General features: G+C 39.5%; 25 protein-coding genes, 1 pseudogene and 1 riboswitch. Of the genes and pseudogenes, 7 read left to right on the top strand and 19 right to left on the bottom strand.

Features of this window, described 5'->3' with window-relative positions; all coding sequences use genetic code 11:
* Positions 1-49: 49 nt before the first annotated feature.
* The 6 genes from P22_RS11510 to P22_RS11485 form a co-directional block, all read right to left on the bottom strand.
* Positions 50-652 carry a lysophospholipid acyltransferase family protein gene (locus P22_RS11510; protein ID WP_054260385.1) on the bottom strand — a complete coding sequence of 201 codons (603 nt, stop codon included), beginning with the start codon at positions 650-652 and terminating at the stop codon, positions 50-52.
* Positions 645-1,325, bottom strand: coding sequence for a (d)CMP kinase (cmk, locus tag P22_RS11505; protein WP_054260384.1), 681 nt, complete (start codon positions 1,323-1,325; stop codon positions 645-647). Before cmk ends, P22_RS11510 begins: the two co-directional genes overlap by 8 nt.
* A gap of 31 nt (positions 1,326-1,356) precedes the next feature.
* Positions 1,357-2,652, bottom strand: coding sequence for a 3-phosphoshikimate 1-carboxyvinyltransferase (gene aroA / locus P22_RS11500; protein WP_156318939.1), 1,296 nt, complete (start codon positions 2,650-2,652; stop codon positions 1,357-1,359).
* A 100-nt stretch (positions 2,653-2,752) separates the two neighbouring features.
* Positions 2,753-3,277 (bottom strand): hypothetical protein, encoded by a 525-nt coding sequence (locus tag P22_RS11495; protein ID WP_156318938.1) that lies wholly within the window; start codon positions 3,275-3,277, stop codon positions 2,753-2,755.
* 95 nt (positions 3,278-3,372) lie between these two features.
* A complete protein-coding gene (locus P22_RS11490; RefSeq protein WP_054260381.1) occupies positions 3,373-4,614 on the bottom strand; it encodes a BaiN/RdsA family NAD(P)/FAD-dependent oxidoreductase in 1,242 nt (413 codons plus the stop codon).
* 76 nt (positions 4,615-4,690) lie between these two features.
* The gene (locus tag P22_RS11485) at positions 4,691-5,416 is read right to left on the bottom strand and encodes a pseudouridine synthase (protein ID WP_054260380.1); all 726 of its coding nucleotides are present in this window, start codon (positions 5,414-5,416) and stop codon (positions 4,691-4,693) included.
* Positions 5,417-5,713: 297 nt separating this feature from the next.
* On the opposite strand from P22_RS11485, the gene P22_RS11480 reads away from it, so the two are divergent.
* Positions 5,714-7,162 carry an ATP-binding protein gene (locus P22_RS11480; protein WP_216598070.1) on the top strand — a complete coding sequence of 483 codons (1,449 nt, stop codon included), beginning with the start codon at positions 5,714-5,716 and terminating at the stop codon, positions 7,160-7,162.
* 16 nt (positions 7,163-7,178) lie between these two features.
* Here P22_RS11480 and P22_RS19945 read toward each other — a convergent pair whose 3' ends face one another.
* The 3 genes from P22_RS19945 to P22_RS21565 all read right to left on the bottom strand — a co-directional run bounded on the left by P22_RS19945 (position 7,179) and on the right by P22_RS21565 (position 9,688).
* Positions 7,179-7,436: a sigma-70 family RNA polymerase sigma factor gene (locus tag P22_RS19945; protein WP_255351800.1), complete on the bottom strand. Its 258-nt coding sequence runs from the start codon at positions 7,434-7,436 to the stop codon at positions 7,179-7,181.
* Between the two features lie 1,128 nt (positions 7,437-8,564).
* Entirely contained in the window at positions 8,565-9,545 is a 981-nt protein-coding gene (locus P22_RS11475) for a DNA polymerase Y family protein (RefSeq protein ID WP_373432673.1), read from the bottom strand.
* Positions 9,506-9,688 (bottom strand): Y-family DNA polymerase, encoded by a 183-nt coding sequence (locus tag P22_RS21565; protein ID WP_373432672.1) that lies wholly within the window; start codon positions 9,686-9,688, stop codon positions 9,506-9,508. The genes P22_RS11475 and P22_RS21565 overlap by 40 nt, the downstream gene beginning before the upstream one ends.
* Before the next feature lie 812 nt (positions 9,689-10,500).
* Positions 10,501-10,586, top strand: a riboswitch (cyclic di-GMP riboswitch).
* Positions 10,587-10,668: 82 nt separating this feature from the next.
* Here P22_RS21565 and P22_RS11470 point away from each other — a divergent pair.
* Both P22_RS11470 and P22_RS11465 read left to right on the top strand, forming a co-directional pair.
* On the top strand, positions 10,669-10,851 hold the full coding sequence (locus P22_RS11470; RefSeq protein ID WP_054260378.1) for an aspartyl-phosphate phosphatase Spo0E family protein: 183 nt from the start codon (positions 10,669-10,671) through the stop codon (positions 10,849-10,851).
* 316 nt (positions 10,852-11,167) lie between these two features.
* Positions 11,168-11,365, top strand: coding sequence for a DUF1657 domain-containing protein (locus P22_RS11465; RefSeq protein WP_054260377.1), 198 nt, complete (start codon positions 11,168-11,170; stop codon positions 11,363-11,365).
* A gap of 720 nt (positions 11,366-12,085) precedes the next feature.
* On the opposite strand, the gene P22_RS11455 is transcribed toward P22_RS11465, so the two are convergent.
* Positions 12,086-12,523 (bottom strand): N-acetyltransferase, encoded by a 438-nt coding sequence (locus P22_RS11455; protein WP_054260375.1) that lies wholly within the window; start codon positions 12,521-12,523, stop codon positions 12,086-12,088.
* A gap of 289 nt (positions 12,524-12,812) precedes the next feature.
* Between P22_RS11455 and P22_RS11450 the strand changes: the two genes are divergently transcribed.
* Positions 12,813-13,232, top strand: coding sequence for an EamA family transporter (locus P22_RS11450; protein WP_054260374.1), 420 nt, complete (start codon positions 12,813-12,815; stop codon positions 13,230-13,232).
* 137 nt (positions 13,233-13,369) lie between these two features.
* On the opposite strand, the gene P22_RS11445 is transcribed toward P22_RS11450, so the two are convergent.
* Complete coding sequence (locus tag P22_RS11445; RefSeq protein WP_054260373.1) at positions 13,370-13,885, bottom strand: hypothetical protein; 516 nt, start codon at positions 13,883-13,885, stop codon at positions 13,370-13,372.
* A gap of 1,891 nt (positions 13,886-15,776) precedes the next feature.
* Between P22_RS11445 and P22_RS20540 the strand changes: the two genes are divergently transcribed.
* Positions 15,777-15,944: a hypothetical protein gene (locus P22_RS20540; RefSeq protein ID WP_156318936.1), complete on the top strand. Its 168-nt coding sequence runs from the start codon at positions 15,777-15,779 to the stop codon at positions 15,942-15,944.
* Positions 15,945-16,753: 809 nt separating this feature from the next.
* On the opposite strand, the gene P22_RS11440 is transcribed toward P22_RS20540, so the two are convergent.
* The 3 genes from P22_RS11440 to P22_RS11425 all read right to left on the bottom strand — a co-directional run bounded on the left by P22_RS11440 (position 16,754) and on the right by P22_RS11425 (position 19,111).
* Complete coding sequence (locus tag P22_RS11440; RefSeq protein ID WP_054260372.1) at positions 16,754-16,948, bottom strand: hypothetical protein; 195 nt, start codon at positions 16,946-16,948, stop codon at positions 16,754-16,756.
* A 598-nt stretch (positions 16,949-17,546) separates the two neighbouring features.
* Positions 17,547-18,212 (bottom strand): tRNA synthetase subunit beta, encoded by a 666-nt coding sequence (locus tag P22_RS11430; RefSeq protein WP_054260370.1) that lies wholly within the window; start codon positions 18,210-18,212, stop codon positions 17,547-17,549.
* 71 nt (positions 18,213-18,283) lie between these two features.
* The gene (locus P22_RS11425) at positions 18,284-19,111 is read right to left on the bottom strand and encodes an AraC family transcriptional regulator (protein WP_054260369.1); all 828 of its coding nucleotides are present in this window, start codon (positions 19,109-19,111) and stop codon (positions 18,284-18,286) included.
* A 614-nt stretch (positions 19,112-19,725) separates the two neighbouring features.
* On the opposite strand from P22_RS11425, the gene P22_RS11420 reads away from it, so the two are divergent.
* Positions 19,726-21,288, top strand: coding sequence for a recombinase family protein (locus tag P22_RS11420; protein ID WP_054260368.1), 1,563 nt, complete (start codon positions 19,726-19,728; stop codon positions 21,286-21,288).
* Between the two features lie 41 nt (positions 21,289-21,329).
* Here the strand turns inward: P22_RS11420 and P22_RS11415 are convergent.
* Positions 21,330-21,707 (bottom strand): annotated as a pseudogene (locus P22_RS11415) (sigma-70 family RNA polymerase sigma factor); the annotation flags it as partial.
* Positions 21,708-21,999: 292 nt separating this feature from the next.
* Positions 22,000-22,587 carry a spore protease YyaC gene (gene yyaC, locus P22_RS11410; RefSeq protein ID WP_054260367.1) on the bottom strand — a complete coding sequence of 196 codons (588 nt, stop codon included), beginning with the start codon at positions 22,585-22,587 and terminating at the stop codon, positions 22,000-22,002.
* A 480-nt stretch (positions 22,588-23,067) separates the two neighbouring features.
* Here yyaC and P22_RS11405 point away from each other — a divergent pair, with 480 nt between their 5' ends.
* Positions 23,068-23,994 carry a Na/Pi cotransporter family protein gene (locus P22_RS11405; protein WP_054260366.1) on the top strand — a complete coding sequence of 309 codons (927 nt, stop codon included), beginning with the start codon at positions 23,068-23,070 and terminating at the stop codon, positions 23,992-23,994.
* Between the two features lie 2 nt (positions 23,995-23,996).
* On the opposite strand, the gene P22_RS11400 is transcribed toward P22_RS11405, so the two are convergent.
* Genes P22_RS11400 through P22_RS11390 form a run of 3 tightly spaced genes read right to left on the bottom strand, consistent with a single transcriptional unit; the run spans position 23,997 to position 25,988 of the window.
* Positions 23,997-24,818, bottom strand: coding sequence for a metal ABC transporter permease (locus tag P22_RS11400; RefSeq protein WP_235814627.1), 822 nt, complete (start codon positions 24,816-24,818; stop codon positions 23,997-23,999).
* Between the two features lie 22 nt (positions 24,819-24,840).
* Positions 24,841-25,557, bottom strand: a complete 717-nt coding sequence (locus tag P22_RS11395) for a metal ABC transporter ATP-binding protein (protein ID WP_054260365.1) — start codon at positions 25,555-25,557, stop codon at positions 24,841-24,843.
* Complete coding sequence (locus tag P22_RS11390; RefSeq protein ID WP_054260364.1) at positions 25,554-25,988, bottom strand: Fur family transcriptional regulator; 435 nt, start codon at positions 25,986-25,988, stop codon at positions 25,554-25,556. Before P22_RS11390 ends, P22_RS11395 begins: the two co-directional genes overlap by 4 nt.
* Positions 25,989-26,056: the final 68 nt, after the last annotated feature.

The following is a 26,056-nucleotide window of genomic DNA, read 5'->3' as shown; positions in this document are numbered from 1 at the left end:
GATAAACCATCTCGATTCATCCTGCGCATGACTGTAATCGAATATTTCTTCAAGTAACTCCTCTATACTGCTGCAATAGGCTGCCAATGCTTTGCATAATCTGCTGACTGTATGCTTCTATTTGTTCCCGGTTAACTTTGCCTTGAGGTAAAACAACGGGATTACCGAATCTAACTATTAGTTGGGGAAATATTCGGGGAAATTTCCCTATATCCTTTGTTCCCACAATGGCAGCAGGTATAATTGGCACACCCGCCTTGGCGGCAATCATAACTACCCCCGGTTCCGCTGTTCCCAGAATCCCGGAACGACTCCGCGTTCCCTCCGGGAAAAGCCCCAATACCTTTTCTTGCTCAAGCAGGGTAACTGCAGTTCGAATAGCATTGCGGTCGGCCGCTCCTCTTTTCACCGGAAAAGCTTTTAGTACCAAAATAATCTGCCGAAATAACGGGATATTAAACAATTCTTCTTTTGCCATAAAGTGAATATGCCTGGACATGGCACAGCCAATAACCGGAGGATCCCATAGACTCACATGATTAGGTGCAATAATAGCTCCACCCTGCCTAGGTATGTTTTCAATCCCTTCAACTTTTAAACGAAAAAAAAGCAGAAAAAAACAACGGCAAACAAAACGAATCAAATTATACACGACACATTTTTCCCTCGCAAATCTTTAAGATTTCGTTAACCGTCTCATCGATCGTCAGCGCAGTTGTATCAACTAAAATTGCGTCCTTGGTTTGAACTAAAGGAGAATTTTCTCGTTCATAGTCCTTTTTATCCCGCTCAGCAATCTCCTTGCTGAGATCTTCCAAATCCACGGCATACCCCTTCGCCTTTAGTTCAACCCAACGGCGTCTGGCACGTTCTTCAATAGAAGCCGTTAAAAATATCTTTACGTCAGCATTTGGCAAAACCCTTGAGGCAATATCACGACCATCCATAACCACACCACCTGAACCGGCCATATTACGCTGCAACTTAAGTAAAGCTTCTCTCACCGCCGCAATCTGGGACAGCTCTGCTACCATAGCAGTAACTTCCGGTGTTCTAATTTTAGCAGTGACATCCTGCCCATTGGCCAGAACAATCAACTGCCCTTGCTTAGTGTATTGTAAATCAATCTGGCTAGTGGCGGCTAAACCTCCAATCGCCACGATATCCTGTGTATTCAGATTAGCCTGTATGACCTGCCATGTAATCGCCCGATACATGGCCCCGGTGTCAATATAAATATATCCCAAACGCTGTGCCACAATTTGAGCAACCGTACTTTTCCCTGCTCCAGCCGGCCCGTCTATCGCAATAACAATTTTTTTCATGCTAATTTCCCGCCCATCCTACTTTGGTATTTTACCATATACTTAAACTACGCAAAGTTTCAAAAAAATTGGGATATGAAATGTTAACACAGTCTGGTTCCATGATTCCAACACCGCTTCCAGCCAGCCCGGCAATCGCCAGAGACATCGCCATACGGTGATCGTCATAAGAACGGCATACTGCAAACTGCAATTGCTGACGGCCTTCAATAACCAGTCCGTCTTCTTTTTCTTGCAAAACAGCCCCCATTTTCCCCAATTCGGTAGCTATTGCCTTAAGCCGATCGGTTTCTTTAACCCTCAATTCTTCCGCTCCGCTGATCACCGTACGTCCTTCAGCAAATAGCGCTGCAACTGCCAATGCCGGTATTTCATCCACCAGACGAGGAATCATCTCCCCGTTAATCTCCGTTCCCTTTAGAGAAGCTGATTGCACCGTAATATCGGCAACAGGCTCCTGTCCGCTGACATGTTCATTTTCAAGAATAATATTCGCTCCCATGCGCTTAAGTACATCCAAAATTCCGGTACGGGTAGGATTGATTCCCACATTTCGTAAAATCAGCTTGCTATTGGGAATAATTGTGCCTGCAACCAGCCAAAACGCTGCTGAACTAATATCTCCCGGTACATCTATCACTTGCGGGGCGATTAACGAATCAACAGCCTGTACACTAACAGTAAGTCCTTCCCGTCTTACCTGCACTCCAAAAGCCGCTAACATGCGTTCGGTATGATCGCGTGACAAAAATGGCTCAGTTACTGAAGTAGTCCCTTGAGCAAACAGTCCTGCCAATAAAACAGCCGATTTAACCTGAGCGCTGGCCATCGGCATACGATAATCAATCCCTGTTATCTCCTTACCCGGCATTAGTGCCATGGGAATAAACTTTGACTGCTGACGGCCAGCTATCCGGCAACCCATCTGCGATAACGGGCTGATCACCCGACCCATTGGACGTTTGCTTAGGGAGGCATCGCCGACAAACACACTAAAAAAAGGCTGGCAAGCCAGAATTCCCGTCAAAAGGCGCAGGGTGGTTCCCGAATTACCGGCATTTAAAACTGTTTCCGGCTCTTTAAGCCCGTGCATCCCGTTGCCTTGGACACATAATTCTTGATTAGACAGCGTTTCCACTTTTACCCCCAATGACTGCATGCAGCTAATAGTTGAACAACAATCTGCCGCAAAAAGAAAATTACGTATAAGTACTGGAGTATCCGCTAGCCCGGCAAACATAACACTGCGGTGGGACACTGATTTATCACCAGGAATCGTCGTACTTCCTTGTAGACATTTACAGGATTCAATTTTAACTTGTTGCATAGCATCCATCCTATCTACTTATTAATATTAAACAGCAGTTACTGATATTCTTCACAAAAACTACAATCTCCTTCAGTGATCATAACTTTCTAAATCGTTTCTACTTAAACTTAATTTTTCCAATGGTTAGCACAGTACTTTTCCCTTCAAGGATCAATCCATCAACAGGAGAATACACCTGAGCTCCTGTAATATGAATAACAAACTGTGCATTGCGTTTCACATTACTGGCATCAATCTCCACATAGTCACCATCATATACTTTGCACTCCAGTTGTCCCTTGCGGTTAAGATTTCCCGCATTCTGTCCATTAACCGTAACGAAAACCGCTTCTTTACCGAAAGGATTAACCCACCTGATAGTTAACAAGGCACTGTCCCGCATTGTCCAACGACTAAAAACCGGATTGTCAGAAAATAAAGATCTAGATCTATTTTGCGAATCGGTAGGCGAAACATGAGTAATCCGCTCGCCTTCAAGTCGGTCAACTAATGATAGATAACTACGGGTCTGATTTCCTAACAAAAGTCCCTGCACTATGATAAGCAGGCCCACACATCCAATAGAAGCAAATAACAAAAACGTATCTCCACTAATCGTACGCCGCCGGTCGGATCTTCTCAATATTTTCCACCCTCCGAGATGTCGTTTTTCGTTAGTTTCTATATATTAATATTATGTCCGTTTTACTTACAATATAGCGCTGCGTTCTGCGTTTATCAAGTAGCGGCACTGCGCCCGGCTACATATCCGGTAGAAAATGCAGCCTGCAGGTTAAATCCACCGGTATAGCCGTCAATATCAATGACTTCCCCGGCTAAATATAACCCTTGCACCACCTTGGAAGCCATAGTACCGGGATTGATCTCTTTTACACTGATTCCTCCTGCTGTTACTATAGCTTCACTGATCGGCCTAGTGGCTGTTATAGTGAATGTCAGGTGTTTCAATTGCTGTAGCAGCCGTTGCCTCTCCACTTTGCTAATCTGATTAACTGGTTTCTCAGGATCAAGAAAGGCCAGATCAATAATGACCGGAATCAATTTTGACGGCAAAAGTTCATGAAGCGAGTTGCCAATCTGTCTGCGGGAAAATTTTTCGAAATCCCGCATTATGCGGCTATCCAATTTTTCTTCCGATAAGGCCGGCTTTAAATCAATTTCCAGTAAAACCTCATTATCTTCGTTTTTCAATAATAATTCCGATACTTTTTTGCTAAGCGACAAAATAATCGGACCAGACAAGCCATAATGCGTAAAAAGCATTTCACCAAACTCCGCTTCCAGCCGCTTCCCCTTAAACATCAACGTTGCAGTAACATTTTTAAGTGATAAGCCCTGCAATTCTTGTATCCACTCTTCACTTACCTCTAGGGGAACTAAAGATGGTTTCAGAGGTACGACCGTATGTCCAACTTTCTTCGCCATGACATACCCATCACCGGAAGAACCTGTTCCCGGATAGGAAGATCCGCCAGTTGCCAAAATTGCCGCGTCACATTTATGAATTTGCTGATCCACCGTGACCACACCATAAATCCGGCCCTCTTGAACCAGTATTTCTGTTACCGTCTGAGAGGTTTTTATTACTACTTCCGCTCTTGCCAAAGCCTGTAAAAAGGCCTGTACAACATCCCGTGCTTTATCACTGACGGGAAATACACGTCCGCCCCGTTCTACCTTAGTCTCCACTCCCTGTTCAGCTAAAAAACTGATCATTTCCCGATTATTAAATAAATGAAAGGAACTGTAGAGGAAACTGCCATTACCCGGTATATTTTTTATCAAAGCCGGTATATCCGCAATATTAGTAACATTGCACCTTCCCTTACCGGTAATTAACAGTTTCCGGCCAACTGTAGCCATTTTTTCTAAAATAGTAACCGCAGCACCATGTTCCGCCGCACTAACTGCCGCCATAAGCCCTGCTGCACCACCACCAATTACAACGACGCGCTTCATGTAACAAATCCTTTCAAATGAAATTAAACTTCTGTAACATATGTAAAATCTATCAGCAAGTAAGGTAGTAGCTCCTTTACATTTTACTATATTGTTTAAGTTCTTTTACTTCCTCCTCCGTTAAAAACCGGTATTGACCACGTCGTAATCCATCTAGGGTCAAAGAAGCAAACTGCACCCGTTTCAGATTCTTGACAGGAAAGCCTATAGCTTCAAACATACGCCGTATTTGTCTGTTTTTCCCCTCATGAATAACCACTTCCAATGTAGTTATTTGCTTCTCTCGGTCAATATCGATAACCTGAATTTTCGCCGGAGCCGTCTTTCCGTCGCTTAAGTTAATACCTGCCCGTAATTTATCCAATTTATCTTCTTTCGGAAAAGAAGCTACTTTAGCAATATAGGTTTTATAAATATGGCGGCTGGGATGAAGCAAACTATGCGTAAGTGTCCCATCATTTGTCAGTAGGAGTAGCCCTTCCGTATTATAGTCCAGCCTCCCGACAGGATATATCCGCTCAGAAACAGCGGCAAGTAAATCAATAACGGTCTTGCGCCCCTTGGGATCATGCCGGCTGGTTATAATCCCTTTAGGTTTATTGAGCAAAATATAGACATATTTTTCACCCGATATAACTTTTCCGTCTACTGCTACTTTATCTTTTCCCGGAATAACTTGCGTTCCCAGTTGCGTGACCATAATTCCATTTACCTTAACCCGCCCGTTGAGAATCAGTTTCTCCGCTTCACGCCTTGACGCAATACCAGCTCTGCTAATCACTTTTTGCAAACGTTCTGCCATAAATAACTTCCTTTCTATTATTACCAATTCCTGCTGTCTACTTTATTTACATATTTTATTATAATATCATAATCTAGCTGTCATACAATATACCAGCAACTATAAATATATTGTTTTTCTCAATTATAATAGGCACAAAACCCAAGGAAATGTTAAAAAAAAAAAGGAATTTTAGATAACTTGATTCTAAGTATGGTCCTCTAAGTACGGTTTGATATATAATTCAAGATATGGCAACTGCATAATAAAAAGACATAGCATAGCGATGTCTGAATTTATAATAGAGGTGTGATTATTTTGTCATTAAAGTCTAAAATGAGAAAATTTGACATAAACGTAAAAAAACTGGCAGCCAGCTGGGAAACTTATCATGCCCTTCGTGAGATTATAGCAAATGCTTTAGATGAACAAGCCCTCACTCAAACGAAAGATATTGACATGTTTGAAGACTCCGGCGGAAACTGGCACATCAGAGACTATGGGCGCGGTATACGGTCTGAGCACTTTACACAAAGTGAAAATGGTGAAAAATTAGTAAACCCCAATCTAATAGGGAAATTCGGCCTTGGTTTAAAAGATGCACTAGTAACCTTCTGTCATAAAGGTATTAAAGTAATTATTAGTTCACGCTTTGGAATTTTCACATTTTCTCAATCACCACAACATGAATTTGACGATATAGTTACACTACAAATGTATGTATATCCTGCCAAAGATACCTTGTTTGCAGGAACAGAGTTTATTTTCAGCGGACTTACTAAAACAGACATAGAACAGGCCAAGAATCTTTTTCTAAAATTTTCCGGTAATACGGTGTTAGAAAACAATAGTGCCGGACAAGTATTGGAGAAAAATGCAAGCAATGCCATCATCTATGTTAATGGTCTGAGAGTTGCCGAAGAAGAAAATTTTTTATTTAGTTATAACATCACTTCTCTGGATAGTAAGATTCGCAGGGCCTTAAACCGTGAACGTATTAATATTAACCGAGCCGCATACTCCGACAGAATAAAATTACTTTTGAAATCTTGCCATGACCAGAAAATTGGACAATTACTGATTGCAGATATGTCAAATCATTCCCATGGTACACAGCATGACGAATTGAAATGGCTTGACATTCAGGAACATGCCGCCAAATTTCTAAATGTCCTTGCTAAAGTTATCTTTCTTACTTCTGAAGATCTGTTGAAATCTTCCGATTTAGTTGATCAGGCAAAAAAAGATGGTTATGAATTGATCACAATTTCTCCTGCTTTAATGCATCGAATCCGAAATACTACCGATATGGCTGGTAAACCGCTACGAGATATCCGACAAATCTATAATGAGTACCCGACAGAGTACGAATTCAAATTCATAAGTCCGGGCCAGTTATCCCCCCAGGAAACAACAATCTACGAAAGTACGGACAAAATATTGGCCTTAATCGGTGGCAAACCAGCTGAAGTACAACAGATCAGGATAGCGGAAACCTTGCAAAAAAAATCTGGTTCCGACCAAGAAACAACCAGTCTGTGGAACGCCTCAACCGGTACGATGATCATAAAACGCAGCCAGCTTAATAAACTGGAGGACTATGCAGCCACTCTCCTTCATGAATTATCGCATGTTAAGAGCGGTGCACCTGATGTCACCCGTGATTTTGAAATAGAACTTACCCGTCTACTAGGGCAGGTAATGACTCAACTGCTGATAAATCACCAGCCGCTCGAAAGCCACCGTTTTTGGAAAAAACTATTTTGAATAAAATAATTGTCCTTTAGTCCGACTCCAGATAATTTTTCGTCTTTTGTATTGCCCTTTTCTCAATCCTTGAAACATAAGAACGTGAAATTCCTAATAATTTAGCAATATCGCGCTGTGTTTTTCTGCTGCCGTCCGGCATACCAAACCGCATCTGCAACACCCACTTTTCCCTGTAACTTAGGCGGTTGATATGTTTACTGAGCCGTTCTTGTTCACACTGACTTTCCACGGCTTCGCCAACAACGTCCGGTGCTGTCCCTAATACATCAATCAGGGTGATTTCGTTCCCCTCTACGATTTAGACATATTTTAAAAGAGCAGTCCCCGCCTGATTTTGACCGAGCGGGGGATATTTCTTTATCTTACCTTGCTTTTGTCCGTAGTCTAATATATTTCACTCTTTCCTCATTCTCCTAGCTGTGTAAAATAACAAATAAGCGAGAATAAAACCACCTGTAAACCACGATAATATATTCACATCATCAAAATCCGTAGAGACTATCCACAGTACAAATATAAAAGCCATACTATTGTCAATCATTTTACCTTTGTTTTTCATATTGGTTATAATGTGATTAAGAGGTTGGGAACGGTTTAAGTGCTATCCTTTCGCCACTAACGCTTCTTTCGCTCGCAAGGCCAGGGGGGAGCTTCTTTATTTTGTCTAGTAATTTCCTGAATACCACTTATAAGTAGTATAAAGAAATTATTAGGCTTTTTATTACCTCTATCCAATCAATCACATTGTTTTCACCTCCTTTTTATATCTTTATTATACTATATACAAATAGATTTTTGGAAAAATTTGATAAAATATATAAAAATACCCATTTGCATACATTTCCAAAGAAAGGCTTTCTTTTTAATACCCATAACCAATACGCTATTACAAACATATTATGTAATGAGGTATATAAATAAGGAGTATGGTATCCTTGAAAGAAATAATTAAGGAAACTCCAGAAATAATCGATTGGGGCAAAACAGAAGATGATCGGCAATCATGTCAGCCGTCCTGTTTTCCAACCTGTTCGCCATTTTGCTATCCTTCGTGTAATCTTTCCTATAAGCCCGGGTGCAATCCTTCTTCAAAATACGTTTGTTCCCCATTTTATCGTAAATGACTGCTAAATAAAAAATCTGACGCTATTTAGAGTTTATTTTTCTATAAACCATCTTCCTTCATCACAAAACAAATATACTTGCTTACCGGCAATCCGGCAAGTGTAACGAAGACCTTGCCCACCACATTTTAAAGACGCTGCCTGTCGCACATCCAGAATCCGGTCAACTGGTAAAACACGGCCATCAAGCCACTTTATCGCTACCGGTTTATGCGACCATCTTGATTGTGTTCTGCCATAACACATATAAAATTTTTTTCCATACTTACAACCACCTACTTGAAAAAACTTACTGTATGGATAACATGATCTTCTTTCGGATTAAATCCGGTCAACTTTCTATCCAATAGCATAGAACAACGCTGCACACTATAATGCCCAAAGCGCTTACGTAGGATGTCAATCGTTCTCTCTAAATCTTCAACCTCCGTTTTACCACCATCAAACAAGTCTATCTGGACATGACCGTCTGCCGTTACTAGGTCGGCTCCACGCACTCCAATGCTGCGGATTGGCTTATCCCAACAATAACTTGAAGTAAATAACTCCATTGCCCTTTCTGCGATATCGTCAGATAAAAATGTTGGAACATGTAACTTGCTTTGTCTCTCAAGGGACAATAGTTCATTGCTTCTAACACTAATAGATACTGTTGTACATTTTAGGCCATGCTTTCTTAACCGAGCTGCCACTGATTCAGCCAACACAAAAATGATTAACTTTACGTCCTCGTTATTTTGCAAATTCCGCACGGTTGTAGTGCTGTTACCAATACTTTTGACGATGCCTTCTTCTCCTGCTGGCCGGACTGGGGATGTATCAAGTCCATTGGCAAAAGTGTAAAGAGTTTCGCCCCAAACCCCCAGCAATAAGCGTAGTTTATTAATATTACGCAGGGCAAGATCGCCAATGGTAAATACCGCACGATTGTTAAGTTTATTCCGGGTAGACCGGCCAACATACAGCAATTCACTGACAGGTAACGGCCAGACCGTTTCGCGAAAATTGTCCAGCGTGATAACCGTTGTTATATCCGGCTTTTTCATATCGCTACCGAGTTTCGCAAATATTTTATTCCAGGAAACACCGACAGAGGCTGTCAACCCCAGTTCCTCGCGAAACCGCTTCCGGATAATATCCGCAATGGTTTTGCCATCTCCGAATAGACTTGTAGAGCCGGAAACGTCTAGCCAGGATTCATCAATGCTGAAACTTTCTATCTGATCGGTATACTCCGTATAAATTGCTCTGGCCATTCTTGAGAACCGTAGATATTTACGAAAGTCTGCAGTACCAATGCCAGACCGGGACACTTCTGCCTTGCTTCCCAAATAGCTTCGCCAGTTTTTATGCCAGCCTCTTTCGCGGGATAGTTTTTGTCCAGTATTTCCAATGACATTTAGGACACTTATGAGGAAATTCGAAACCACACTTCGGACAGTCCATATAAACGGTTCACAGAATTCTAAATCAAAATCCATTTTTTTATCAATCTCCTTTGTTATATTCATTGCGTACTATGTTACTTAATAAAAAAATGTTCTTTATAATGTCTCCTCTATCTATCACATGGATAAAAGAAGAAACCCGGCAAAGCTGCCGGGCAAGCACTGAAGGTAATGCTTTTATAGGGATTGGAGTTATCGCTACTATTTAAGTATAAACCTTAATTATCGTTAAAACATCGTGAGAATATTTTATTTATAAGATAAAAATAAGCTCCCTACTTCCATAGGAATAGAGGGTTATTTGGTTTGAAGGACTTTATGGCTGAAAACCACATTCCTTTCCTGTGGAATACTCTTAAAGCGGCAAAAACAAGCTCAAAAACAAGACCAGAAAAAACAGAATACTAAGCAAAATAAATTAGCAAAGAAGATATGTCTAAACATGCAAAAGCATGTTACAATCGCCATAAAAATGATAACAATAGGCAAGCTCCAGTACAGGTGGTTAAATCCCGCGCTAAAGAATTAGGATTTGATGCAAACCGCGATTCTTTTTCTTTAGCAAGAGAAGGTTCCAACAAGGGACAGTGAGTAGTCTCTTCGATGGAATAAGTCCACTTAAAGATATAATATACTTATCATATAACCATGTATCGCCTAAGCGATACATGGTTATATATTACACTTATAAGATTGGAGTTATCGCAGTTTTGTATCCTATTGACATGCTTTGTCATAACATGTACTATGATTAGAGACAAATAAAGGATTTAGGCAAACCTTTTGAAAAAAAGGGACGCAAAGCTATGGGTCTAAAGATATTTAATCTATGATTGCCAGGTTGCATCAGTATATAACTGAAAGCATCTGGCATTTAATATTTTGAATAACGATGAACAAACTGTTTTCCACTGCTTAAAAGGGAGTTCACATGCCACACTTACATAAAATATTAGAAAAAATTGAAGAACTTCGTAAAAAAATAAACGATTTAGGTACCCTCAATCACCTTACTGATCCTGAACTTCTAAAAGTCAGCCAAGAACTAGATGCTCTGTTAGTTAAATATCAAAAACTCCTAGGCAAAACACAACAAAATAAAAAAAGCCCCTAACCTGGCAATAAGCCGAATAAGGGCAAACTTAAGAAGATATGGCTCCCTGCACTACAGTATTATTTTTATTCTGCGAAACTGGAATCAGCCATTGTAACCCTTAGTAGTCCTTGTCCAGCTTCCATCGTTTCTTCTTTCGGCATAACAGAGGCTCGGGTTGAATTTCTACTCTTCCCATCTTCAGTAATAACGGTAACTACATAATAAATAAGTGGACTACCATACATAGTAGATATAGCACTTTCTACTATGTATAATTTAGTCAAAACAGTAAAGTATAATGATGTAAGTCAAGATATTATAAGGAGGACCTAATATGACAGTAAAAAAAGATTTAGAAAAGGCCTTAGCGGCTGCTGAATCAGCCAAAGGAACTTATGCAACCTTTGCTGCAGCTACCGATGATCAGAATGCTCAGCAAATGTTCCAACAAATGTCTCAGGACATGGAGCGTCACATTGCCAATATAAATAGCCGTATTAGCTCCACTGCTGAAAATCGACTAGACAATTAAAGAATAGCAGCAATAAATACTCGAACTACTACGTGCGAGTATTTATTATTTCACTCTGTCTATTATCTACCCATATCTCCCTCCCATAAAGTTACAACTCCTTTATAACCAACAAAATAAGCCCGGCAACCGAAATCACCGGGTGAACAAAAAATTTATAATTCTGGGGAATTACTCTATAAGTATAACCCCTAATTATCGTAAAAATATCGAAAAAATATTTTATTTTATGTAAATAAAAGCCGGCAGCCAAAGACGCCGAAAAAACAACAGCCTTATTTGCAATAGAATGAGGGCTGTTAGAAAGTATATATACTTTCAAAAGTTATCTTTATTATAATGCTTTTTTGTTACAAAATTGTGACAATCATATTAAATTTTTATAACATAAACTCCTATCGAAGCATGCGCGAACCTCTACTACAGTGAGGAAATCTGCCTGTTAAGGCTATTTTTTATCCTACAAATATAAAAATAAAAACCCCCACTCCGAACGGAATAGGGGTGATCTGGGTGGAAGGACATATGGCTGAAAACCACATTCCTTTCCTGTGGAATACCCTTAAAGCGGCTAACTTCAAGAGTCATTTTTATTATAATCCTTAATTATCGTAAAAATATCGTGAGAATATTTTATTTACAAAATAAAAAAGTCCGGACAGCGAATAAACGCCATCCGGACTACAAAGTTAGGAATTTTTGTTACGTTGATTACCTCCATTATGGTTCCTTTTTAGACCATGCCATGAGATACTCTTTATATCCGGAATCTTCATTTAGCTGCTCTGACGTAATTACAAAACCACAGTATTTATAAAAATTAACAGCGTTTATGTTTTCTGTATAGACTGCTAGTTCTAAACTGGAATATAAAGATTTACAGTAGTCAATTAGCTTTAAGCCTATGCCTTGACCTTGATAGTCTTTTGCAACAAATAATGCTCCGATAAATGCATTATCAATAATACTGATAAAAGCTTTAACAACTGCATCCTCCTTGTAAATAAAGGTTTTCGCAATAGGCATGTAATGTTTTTTAACTGTATCATAATTATCAAGCCAATACTGTTTTGGCATAAAACCATGGGCAACAATATTAGTCTCTAGCCAGATATCCATAACTTCATTAATTTCAAAATTATCCATTTCCTTGATCATACTAATTCTTATATACCCCTTTTGTATTTTTAACACATTAGCTCATATTTTTACTATCAAGAGATCTACCAATATAGTAACATTATATCATGGGATACACAATTAATAAGCCCGGCGGCCGAAGCCACCGAGCCATTGGGGTAGCAATATATAGAGTTGAAGTTATCGCTAGCTATTAAGTATAAATCTTAATTGTCGTAAAAATATCAAAAAATGTTAAATTATAAGATTTTTGTTTAGCCCTAACTAGAACTTATATGCAATGCTTATAAAGGAGAGGATGATGTAAATGAACGACTACATATTTGCAGGTATCGCTATGATGTTTTGGGGTATAGCCCCAGTTTTAGGGAAAATAGGATTAACCGATCTCCAACCATTGGTAGCATTGACTATACGCAGTATGATTGTGAGTATACTATTAATAATTGTGGTTACTATTAGAGGGCAGTGGGGATTTATCGTCGGAGTCACTACAAAAGATATTGCATTTATTGGTTTGGAAGGAATTTGCGCCGCTCTGCTGGGCCAATTTGCTTATTATTATGCGCTTAAATTTGGCGAGGTAAGTCGCGTATCCCCTATTGTTTCGGCCTTTCCTCTTGTCTCCCTGCTACTAGGCATAATATTACTGGGAGAAAAGGTAACGATTTCTAAAATCACTGCTGGATTATTAATCATCTCGGGAATAGTACTTATGAAGTATTAAAGAGACCGCACCCTAAAGGCTGAGTAGGGCCATACTCTTGCTCTCTACAGTTCAGCAGAGTTAATAGCTGCTTGGTTAAGACTTTCATTCCTTGAGATTTGAATAATTATTATTCATCAGTTATTACACATAAAAATTTATTTTGAATTAAAAGATTGCCGACTTTGAGTTTCCTGAATAACTTGTTTCCATTCAGCTAAGACATAAGCCGGCACATGCCAATCTAACACTTCATCATTTTCAAGAATAAATTTTATTTCTATATTTTCTGCATGCAGAATGCTGTCTATTGTCGGTTGTGAGGTATCCCCGGCATCAAAGATTGCTGAAATAAGGAATTTATTATTTTGTATTTCTTTAACTTCTTTTTTCATTATGGAAAAATTCTCTGCTTTATCATCAATAATAAACTCCGCTTGATCTTTAAAATTTATACCTGGTTGTTGCATAACAGCAAAACACTGAAGTGAATAAGTATAACTACCGCTTTCATTCTTATTACCAGCAAAAACCACTCTTAACAAAGGATCGACATAAGTAATTTTACTGACTATTCCTTGATTATTATTTATCACAACCCTTGCAGTTGCTGTGGAGCAATTAAAATAAATAAATATTGATATTATTAGAATAAATGCTACCTTAATATTCATTTTAATAACTACCCATCTCCCTTTTATCATTATATGTAAGTGATGATAATAGACATAGATATATTCTTAAATATAACTTTTAACTGTCGTTAAAACATCGCAAAATTATTTTATTTTCAGAACAAAAAAACCAGCCGAAGCCGGGGAGAATCATGGAAATTATTGTTTATTTTGATTATAGCAATTCTTACAGAATTACAAGCATGTCACATTTTGTAATAAAAATAAAAATCCCGGCCTGAAGTCACCGGGCGAAATCTCACTTCTCCTAAAGCAAGGATATTCTATAACGAATATTTGATTGCCAAAACACTAACGATTACAGTCAAAATAACAATCCACCAAAGGTTACTCTTCTTACGTCTGTATTTTACCTGTTGTTTTCCTAAACCGAAACTAATCCAAGACATAACATCACCTTTAGATTATTCATATGACTAAAATTAATTCTGTAAATCCCTATAAAATCCTTGAGTATTTTCACCCATTTTCTTAGGACAATTGTCTTATTTATGCCCAATAGCCAAGACCGCCGGAATTTTTATTCCAACCCTAACTATCGTAAAATATCATGAGATACTTTATTTTATATAAAAGCCCGACAGCCGAATCTCACAACTTCATATTTTAGGTGGAAAAACAGCGCCGAAGTTATCGGGCTTTTTGTATAAAATAAAATTCTAACCGTTAGAGGCAGCATCACGGCATCTTAAAAAATTTATACGATAATGTTCCCATCGTAATAATACCGCAAAACAGCATAAAATAAGTTAATGCAAGCATATAATTATCACCGCCTCCATAAAATACTATGATGGGTTAGTTTATGCAGTAAGAAGATTTATAGTTACAAAAAAGCCCTGCCAGCACCAGCCGACAGGGCGAACCTAATACAAGGTTATTTTTTATTCTGGCGGCAGATCCCAGCCAAGGCCGGGAGCAAATCAACCTAATTAAGCAGTTTTCATTATATATGCTAGCGCAAAATATGGAGGCCTGTTACTCTATAGAATGTATTAAAATCCCTGCTATATTCTGTATAAATAGTCGTAGGAACTGAGTAGCTAGAAAAAGAACTAAATTCAATCTGACCATTGATAATAATAAACTCGATCCTGCCATATTTGCATCTATTAAGCTTGTCCTGTATATCTGCCAATCTGCTTCTCTATTGGCTCTGCCTACCCGATCACCTCGAATATTCTTTTATGGTATTTTTTGTAACATTCCCCCTATAGCTGCTAATACTTACTTTCCCGTCAAATCATGTAGTTATTTTTTAGACACACATTACCTCTCCCCTGCATAATATATTATGTAACCTTCCTTTCCTTCTTTTTTATTCTAAGCCAGCGGTCCCATCCGACTGGCCTGTTTCTCTTTTTCTGTATAAATTCTGCCTATTCGCACATACTAACTGTGCATTATTTTCCTCTCTAGGCCAGTCCTTTTAAGACTGGCTTGTTTTTTTATTTGTGCAGCACGTAAGACTTACCCCGGGTTTTAGCTAGTTATCATAGTGACCTTTATTTGTTGACAATTTCCATAATATGGATTATCATAATAATATCCCCTTTCCAGGAAAGGTCAGCTCTTCAGCTGGTCTTTCCTTTTTATATTAATATTCAGCCAGATGAAATATTTTCTTTCTCCAAAGGTCAGCACTGCCGGCTGGCTTTTTTTAATTCGTATTCTTTTTCATTATTCGCGCACTATCCTGTATAAAATTATCAAGAATAGGTAATAATTATATTGTTTACTTACTCTCCTTTTTACAAGGTCAGCTGTTACCCGCGGCTGGCCTTGTTGTATAGTCCTTTATTGAGTCATCTTTTATTAATTGTGAGTAAATCAAAATAAACTGCGCACACTTTATTGGGAGGTGTATAAAATGAAGAGTGAAAACATCATGGAGGAAAAGATCGATAAAGGTAATACCAAGATAAAAAAGAAAATTTTTCCTGATACCGAGGAAGCATTAGATCAATTTAGCGCAGATATCAACGAAGCAAACGCCATAAGTAGTGCTAAGTCAGTAAAAAATGCAAAGAATCAGTAAAACATCCAGGCAAAACGGACTGCCTTCATTTTCTTTATTCCTCTTTACCGCCTTTCCCTCTCCATGTATAAAATTTTCTTAAACTAGGAACACTAACCATGTGAGAAAGTAATTTCTCCTCTCCCACTTAGGCCAACCACCCCTTAAGGTTGGCCTGTTTTTTTATGTCTCTATCACGTTTAGTCAAGTTTCGGAATAAGATATTATGTAACATTCTCCTTCCTTGGTTCTAGGCCATTGAATGGGCTATTGGCCTAGAACCACCTTCCTCTCATACGTCTTTTTCAGTTCCAATAAGCATGTATCTCTCCCATTTAGGCCAGTCACCCCCATAAGGCTGGTCTGTTTTTATGTCACAATACTATCAAAATAACAATATTCCTAACGACTCCCTTATATCTCCTTGCTTACGGTATTCGTTGTTCTGCTATTTTTTGCAGTAATCTGATGTTTCAAATCCTACATATTACGTCCCCTAATTCAAATGCCGTTACCACCGTTGCCCCTGCTCCATAAAGGGTCTAATATCACGCCATTTCTGGGACAACCGGCCAATATACAAGTCTTTATCAAATCTGGCGGAAATGTTGCAAAATACGCCTCCTCAAAAGGTTTTGTTACTACCGTCCGGACAGTACGCTTGTTTCTTGTATTTCCTTTCCACGTGAAGGAGTAGCCCCGCTTTTCTCCTGGTCTGCTAAAATCATTACCGTATTTACGTTCTTTGTTCTCTGACCTTGTAACTCGATTTCCAGCTTGTTCATATTTAAGGAATGATATTAAGTATAGCCAAAGTCATCCGCCGATATTTATTCAGACTGTCTGGCAGCTTCGTGCATAGCATTGATTGCCAAGCGTCGTTCAACAGGCAGAGCATTCCAGCCTTTTAAAAAGTGACGCCGATATTCTTTTAGTATCCGTTCCTTTTCCGCTTCCGTTATTGGCAGTGGGGCTACTATGTTAACAACCACTTTACCCATCCGGTATGTAACAGCATACTTCATCAGGTCATCACCTCAGTTAATCATATGAAATTGATCCTCAAGGACGACCCTTACAGGAAGCATATTTTCACCCCTTTCTTATCTAGCCCCTTACCTAGTGTTAATTTACAGTGTATCCTCCAGATAGATCTCACCGGGTTTGCGATTGGCAAACACACTGTCGTAATTAAGCTACACAATACTCTCCTGAAACTCCCTGATTTCGCGAATCCGCAAGTATTTACACCCATATATTTCCAGGAAATATTCCAGGCTCATCTCCTTTTGAACACCATATGGCTCTGTCCCGGATTCTTGGCCTTGGCATCAGTGGATCCGGTGATTACTACTACAGCTAAAGCAATAAAACACCCAGGCGTATTGCGCCTGGGTTTCGTCGCTCGAAAATTGTTTGTTATAATTAGCACATAAAGCGAATATGCCTGTAGTATCTAAACTGGAGGTAACATTATGAAGCCCAAAGAAATACTATTTCAATGGATTGATGCATTTAATAAGGCAGACGTAGAATTTAAACCTAACTATAGATATCAACGTAAGAGCCTCCTGCTGTAGAAAATTACGACAGGAGGCTCTTAAATGCCGATATAAACTACTTTTAGGCATATACGTGTTGTTGGTCTATTCTAGCCTCTGGCGAGGCTAGTTTAACGTAGGCATATATATCCGTGAAATGGTTAATCACCATGTCCCTCGATATACCTACCGGTGCATATACGATAAAAACAACATCCTTGGTATCCGGTAAAATACAGGTACGTAAATCCGGTCCGTATATAATGCTTGAAATAATATCTGCAGCATCAGAAAGTATCATATCTTGCGGTTTTACTGCCTGTTTTTTCCCATTTATCAAAGTATATGTTTCATTTCCTGTTGCTACATCAAGTGTTAATGGAAGGTTTAATGCAGCATACTCATGTCCAGCAGTCAGCAGGCCATTTTTCAATTCCGCCATAAACATAGATTCAACAACTGGCGAAACATCAGGAATTGATTTCCCCTTAAAAATTATTGATTCCAATTGTTGAAAAACATGGTACGTCTTCTTATATCTCTTATAATATTCGCTATAAACCGAAATGGGAAAAGACTTAGACAATTCTTCTTTACTGGTAAAGGTCGCTCGGAGTACTGCCTCTAGATCTCTTTTACAATCCTGTAGTGCTTCATATTGTTCTAAAGAAGATACATTCTTAACAACCATAAGCCCTAAGCTAGCGCCTTGATGGATCTGCTTCCATCGCTCTGTAACAGATAACATCTCAAACATCTCCTATAATCAGTAAGTTTTTAAATATAGTTGCCTTTATTTTAAAACCCTGCCAGAGAAAATTATTGTATGATATTGCTATATTTTTTAGGAGTAATTCCGGTAATTTGCTTAAATTGCTTGGCAAAGTGGCTCTGGTCCGCAAAACCTGTTTCTTGAGCAATAAATGACATGGAGAGCCCTTTAGCAAGAAGCTCTTTAGCCCGTTTTATCCTAACTTGTTTCAGATATACATGTGGAGGAATTCCAACACTTTCTTTGAATATACGAATCAAGTGAAACGGACTAAGATTACAAATAACGGATAACTTTTTAAGAGATAAATTTTGTGTATAGGTATCCTCTATATATTCACGTGCTAAGCTAACCGCCTGGTTGTCCTGCTTTGCGCTTTTTACAGTTGAATATTCATCGGCGTGACGTAAAACAAATTCCGTTACCATGGTTAATAGAATCGATTCTTGTTCGATTAGCGGGGTAGCTGAATTCTCTAGTAAAAGGTGAAATTTCCTAATGAAATGCGCCATATAATCATCTTTGATAACCCCCTCGGCAAAAAACGGAGGTTTTCGCACCTTACCTGATATTTCATAAACAGCTTGCTCTAGGATCTCCGATTCAAGATAAAACATCCGATAGGTCCATCCCTCATCAGACATAGCTGTACCGTCATGGGCCTCTCCCGGAATGACCAAATTAATACAGCCCGGGCCAGCAATAAGTTTTTTGCCTCGATAGGAAAACTTAAGTGCTCCCTGTTCAATGACGCCTATAGCAAATCCTTCATGAATATGTTTCGTAAAAGAATGATTTATATAGGTTGCATGCAATAATTCCAGATTGTTTAGTTTTGGTAGGATCCAATACTTTACCTTTTCTTTTTTGTCCATATCTAAATCAACGGCCTCCCTATCAGCAACTTTCAATGACCTATATATATTGCCGCGTAGCTCCAATATGGTTTAAACTGCATTGTCTTTGTTCCTCAGCAGCATTTTAACCTTTTTGGTAAACTACAAAATTTACATCCGTAAAAATGAAACAATTTTAAATTTGGTCTTCACATCGACTCTTTATTGCAAGCTACAGCCATAATACGAAAACGTGCATAATTGAAATTTTTAGTTTCATAGTGCCAGACAGCTCCGACTTCAGTCGGATTTTGATACCATTATGCTCTTCATAGGATCTATAATACGCGGTCCATTTTTGATTAAACATTATTATTCCTCATAAGATATGAAAATTTCTAATTTATAATAAAAATCTAATTGAACCTCTCCCTCTAAAATTCTGATAAACCCACAAAACACCTGCTAAATCCATACAAGTTTTAACAGGTGTTTCCTTAGTTGAATATAACTCATAGAAAGATTTTAACAGAGAATTATATATTCCAATTTTTTCCACGTGAAACAATTTTCCAGGTTACATTAATATAAAATGAACCCATTGACAATTAATCAACTATACCTTCAAATAATAAATTAGTAGGTGTACAACTATGTATACTAAAAATAAAGTAAACTATAAAAACCTTGAGCCGGCCTGCGCTTACCTCCGCAAATCGCGTGAAGATCGCGAGGCTGAGGCCCGTGGTGAGGGTGAAACGTTAGCACGCCATAAAACCGCCCTCTTAAAGCTTTCTAAGGAATATGGAGTCAAAATTACAAAACAGTTTGAAGAACTCGAGTCTGGCGAAAGCATTATCCATAGACCCCAAATGATCGAACTCTTGAAAGAAATTGAAGCCGGCAAATGGAACTCAGTCTGGTGCGTAGCCATTGACCGTCTTGGCCGCGGCGACATGGAAGATCAAGGAATTATCCTAAAAAAGCTAAAACAATCGAACACCCTAATCGTTACACCACGCAAACTTTATGACTTAAATGATGAATTTGACGAAGAGTACATGGAGTTTGAAGGCTTCATGGCCCGTAAAGAGTTGAAGCTGATCACCAGGCGTCTGCAAAGCGGCAGACTAGGCTCTGTCGAGGAGGGTAATTATATCGGCACATACCCGCCCTTCGGTTATCTTATTGAAAAAAAAGACAGGCGCCGCTATCTGGTTAAAAATCCGGATCAGAGTGCCGCTGCTGAACTCATTTGGAAACTGTATCCGGAAATGATGGGTGCTAATAAAGTAGCTATCCAGTTGAACACCATGGGCTATCCCTCCTACTTCCCTGAGAAACCTTGGACTGCTTCCGCCGTGCTAAATATACTCAAAAATCCCGTTTATGCCGGCGTCATTGCCTGGAAAAAGAAAGAGATTAAAAAGTCCACCCTGCCTGGAAAGAAAAAAGCTACTCGATCCCGCCCCCGCAACGAACAAATCTGGGTGCATAATGCTCATGAACCATACGTCACATTAGAAGAATTTTACCAAGTTCAGGATATCATCAAGACCAAATATCATCCTCCCTATCAACTCATTAACGGTCTTACCAATCCCTTGGCTGGATTAATTAAATGTGGCGTATGCGGTCGATCGATGGTATTTAGGTCATACGGAAACAGGGCTCCCCATATTATGTGTTATGGCAAATGCACCAATAAAAGCAGCCGCTTTGATTACGTCGAAAACGCCTTATTAGAGGGCTTGTCAAATTGGTTAGACCAATACCGCCTGCAATGGGAAAATGAGCTTCCTATGGAAGAAACAGCCCTATTAGATGCGAAAAGACATACCCTGCAGTACCTGCAAAAAGAACTACGTGAGGCTGAACAGCAAAAAGACAGGCTTCATGACCTTCTGGAAAAGGGCATTTATGATAAAAAAACATTCGTTGAACGGGCAAAAAAATTAACTGACCGGATCATAGGCATTACGGACAGCATCGAAGAAACCAATACAATTTTAGAAGTTGAACTAAAAAAAGAAAAAGCCCAAAAGGATATCATTCCAAAAGTGGAGAAACTACTAGACAGCTATTATGAAATTGAAAATGCTGAAACCAAAAATAAAATGTTAAAAGCTGTCTTAGAATATGCCACTTACACAAAAGAAAAGAGCCAAAATGGAAAAGAATTCACTATGGACCTCTTTCCAAGGCTCCCGAAGTAGCGGAAACATTGATACGTCTAAACCGTAGAAAGGAACTCGTTCCCCTCCTTATCTACTCCAATAGGATCATATAGACTCACTTCCGAACGCATCCGGCGTGTACTTCGAAGGTGCATTAGTATCTCATTTTCAATACAGCGGGCCGCATAAGTAGCCAATCTAATTTTTTTTGCAGTGTCAAAGGTATTGATAGCTTTAATCAGGCCAATGGTTCCAATCGATATTAAGTCATCAACATCTTCACCGGTATTATCAAATTTCTTAACAATATGCGCTACCAATCGTAAATTATGTTCAATCAACACATTCTTTGCTTTTTCATCACCATTTTTGAGTTTTTCTAAATAAATCTGCTCTTCTTTTTCGGACAAAGGCAAAGGAAACGTATTATTTGTTATATAGGATACTAATAATGTAATTCCCTGCACTACGGCTGTGGCCAAAACAGCAAAAACAGATAACAAGCTGATCCCTCCCGTCAATCTATCTGTTCATTCTATGGAGAAAGAGGCACGATTGTGCTTGTCAGTCTGTGATTTCTTGCTGAGAAAATTATCCAACAATGTTACATAAAGAAACTAACCATCTGGCTAATATACGCAATCATGTAAAGGCGGTGAATAGTATGCATGAATACATCGGTGATTTGGGGATTCTTCTTGCTATTGTCCTAATCAGTATGTATATGACCTGGGATCAACTTTTCCGAGACTAAGAAGACTTGGCGGTATGGGCTTGTATCGCTTCCTGAGGATATTGTTGTAGTGCGGCTTGTAAAGCACGGCTGATGATCTTGCTGATGTTTATTACCATGGAAAGTGGAGTCGTCTGCAAATTGATATATCCCGATGCACTTCCTGAATTCACCACACCAATAACGGAAATATGTCCAACCGGCGGAAGTTGATTTCCTACCGCACTGCCTGCCCGTATACTGCCTTCCCATACTTCGATATTTCCTACTTCCGCCTGTTTCCCCAGACAAGCGTCTACAGCAATAATGACAGGATTCCCATATTCATTCTCGATTCTATTGATTACTTCCACCAGATTTCCGGCATGTACGGGATAATTCATGGTACCAAAAACGCGAAAAGCATTTCTTTCTTCCAAATAACTTCCAGTTAAAGGTCCTAAAGCATCGCCTGTATAACGGTCTGAACCAATACATAAAACAACAACCGGACGAATCATACTATCTAGTTGCCTTTTTAAGAGCCAGACTATTTGTTGATATACTTTTTCATAGGCGTCAGCTTCATATAAATGAGTCTTTACTTTCAGGAGATTCCTGTCCATATGCTCTCTCCTTCTCTGCAAATACTAATTTATATGCCGCCCGTCCACATGATATTTCTATAAAAGCAGCAAGCTTGAACCAAATTTTGGATGCAAGCTTGCTGTTTTTATACTTAATAGTTTTTCGATTGTTCTGCCTAACCGTCAATAGCCAACATCGATATTGCAGCTGTTTAACAGCATTAGCCAAGGCTATTTTTACAAATTCAATCGCTCCTTCATATCGACCCGCATATCATTGGCACTGAGCAGAATAGTCCCCCGGTTAACCGCTTTGGCAAACGCCCTGTCTTTCATCTTTTTATAACTGATATCACTTCCAGATTGTCCAAACTCTTGTCCGGCTGACTAAAGCGCAAGCAGTGATAAAACCGGCAAGCTCGTCAACAGCCAATATGTTTTTTACAAAAATCTACTCGTTATTATATTCTCTACAACAAATTCATACAGTGTAAAAGAAAAAAACGGAGGTATAATATTTTGCATATTCTAATTACTTTGATAGTAGGGATTAGCCTGTTGCTCAGCGGGATTTTCCTAATGCGCTTTAGTTTACAGCATTTATTTTGGCATCGAGTACAACAAATCCTGCATAAGATGACAATAACACCATGGCGCGGGATGGTACTAGGTACAATTGCCTCCGCTTTGATGCAAAGCAGCAGTGCTTTAACACTAATTACGATCGGGCTGGTAAGCGCAAACTATTTATCTTTTTATCAAGCTCTGGGGATTATCCTCGGTGCCAATATTGGTACTTGTTCTACTGTACAGTTGATGACGCTGACCCTCCCGGAAAACCACACCCTGCCGGCATTGGTGCTAACAGCCTTACTCATGATCCTGGTAAAAAAATTGCGCTACCCATGCATGTTTGCCATAGGAATGCTTAGCTTGTTTATCGGACTAAATCATTTATCCAATGCCCTGAACCGCCTCACTGAACACACCCTCCTTATGCAATGTCTCGCCATTACACAGCAGAATCCCGGATACGGTATTCTCGCAGGCATACTCATTACTATTTTGTTTCAGTCGAGCAGCGCAGCTACAGGAATAGTCATGGCCCTAGCTGCAGATGGTTTCTTGTCTTTGGACAGTGCTGCTTATATTATTTACGGCAACAATATCGGCTCCTGCTTTTCCTCTCTGCTCTTGGGAGCAGCTTCTCCGCTGGCGGGACGTCGTGTAGCTGCAGCACATCTTCTCCTAAATCTTCTCGGCGTAGTTGTTGCCTTGCCGTTTACCAGCACACTGACTCTCCTAACTCGGTTGTTTTCCGACAATTTTAGTGTACAAATTGCCTATATCCATACTCTATTTAATCTAATTTCGTCCTTATTCGTTTTACCGTTTACCCGCCAATATGCACGATTGATTATCTTTTTGCTGCCCGATAGAAAATAGCATTATTGCCTGACACTCCGGCTCTGCCATGCCTGAATCATGCCGGTGACTATATATAAAGCAATTGCCGTCATAACAATAGTGCCACCCGGCGCAACATCCAAATAAAAAGAAGAAGTCAGCCCCGTTACTACCGATAACACTGAAAAGCATACCGCCCATACCGCAGTAGTCTTAAAACCCTTGTGAAGCAGGTGTGCTGCTGCCACAGGCACGATCATCAAAGCACTAACAAGCAATATTCCTACAATAGTCATGCCAACAACTACAACTAAAGCCGTTAATATACTAAACACCATACTAACCATACCAGTGTTGATTCCGGACACTTTCGCTATATCTTCATTAAAAGCCGCCAACAGCAATTGATTGTATCCAAAATATAAAATGATACAAATAACGCTACCCGAAATCGCAATCAAAAGCACATCATTACCGGTAACGGTAACAATACTGCCAAAAAGAAAACTTAACAATCCTGAACTAGGAATTTTAGTCATTGTACTCAAAATAATAGCCATTGCCACACCTGCATAAAAAATAATGGCCAGACCCATATCGGAATACTGTGAGTGTCGTCTCCTTATTAATTCAATGCCCACTGCTCCGCCCAAAGTCAAAAGCAATGCACCTACGATGGGATATATGCCAGCCATGTGACCGGCAGCAACTCCGGCAAAAGCGATATGCCCTAACCCATCACCGATTAGCGATTGCCGACGGACAACTACAAAAATACCGATCAGCGGACACACAACCGCGGTAATTAAACCAGCAGCGAAAGCCCGTTGCATAAAATCATATTGCAAGAATTCCAATACCATCACCTCACCTTCTTTTTTGAGACTAATACCATAAGTGACGGCCCTGTTCATGAGTTATACGAAATTCTTCACTATTTCCGCGGAAACATAAACCACGATTTATACAAGCCACACTGGTGGCCCAAACAGCTGCATTTTTTATATCATGAGAAATCATAATCACAGTAATTCCCAAATTCTTGTTCAGCGTACCCAATAATTCATAAATTCTGTGACTTGCCGCGTAATCAATACCGCTTGTGGGCTCGTCCAAAAGCAATAATTTAGGATTTTTAGCCAATGCCATAGCAACCATAACTCTTTGCTGCTGTCCGCCGGACAGTTCTCCTATTCGGCGATCCCGTAAATCAGCGGCTTGCACCAATTCTAACATGTGTTCGATTATATGCTGTGATACTTTCTTTCTATATCCATATGAATATTTTCCCGAAACCAAACCTAAAGCAACGACTTCAGCAACTGTAATCGGAAAATCAGACGTATTTTTCCCATAATTTTGAGGCACGTAACTAATCATTCCGTTCCGCCTGGCCTTCAGGAGTTCTCGTTCGCACACCTCTATTTTCCCCTTATCTGGAAGTAAAACACCGGCAATAATTTTAAGCAAAGTACTTTTACCGGCACCATTCGGCCCAAAAACGGCTAAAAATTCGCCGTCTTCTACTGTCATGGTTATATCTTCAAGTACCGGATTACTTCCATAGGAAAATGAAATATGATTTACTTTCACACCGTTCATTCTAATGCCCCTTTTGTATTCTGACAGACAGCGCATACACCAAAAAACTCAACTGTGTGACGGATAAGATCGTAACCGGACGCATGCACTATATCCAGCAAATCTTGATTAACCGGACAATAGTCAATGCACCTGCTTTGTCCGCATTTTACACAAACAATATGATGGTGGTGTGCCGAATGGACAAGTTCATAGCGAACTCCATCTTTTCCGGCACTGCCAATGGGAATTAGTATCCCCATCTCAGCCAGTACATTAAGATTGCGATAAACGGTATCCAAACTAATATTAGGGTATTCCTGACGCACACTCTGCCAAATCAGGATGGCTGTCAAGGGCTCCGCAGCCTCAGTCACCCTTAGTACAATAGCTTTGCGTTGAGATGTCAGTCGATACCCCTGTTCTTTTAATCTTGCTATAATTTCGTTCATCTGTATTTATCATCTTTCTGTTCATTATTATGTGATAAAAGGTTAATACTGTACAGTGAAAAACAAAG

Origin of the sequence: Propionispora sp. 2/2-37 (assembly GCF_001298735.1) — a bacterium.
Lineage (GTDB): Bacteria > Bacillota > Negativicutes > Propionisporales > Propionisporaceae > Propionispora.
The sequence above is the reverse complement of the archived record's forward strand: the minus strand, read 5'-3'. Positions and strand labels throughout refer to the sequence as shown.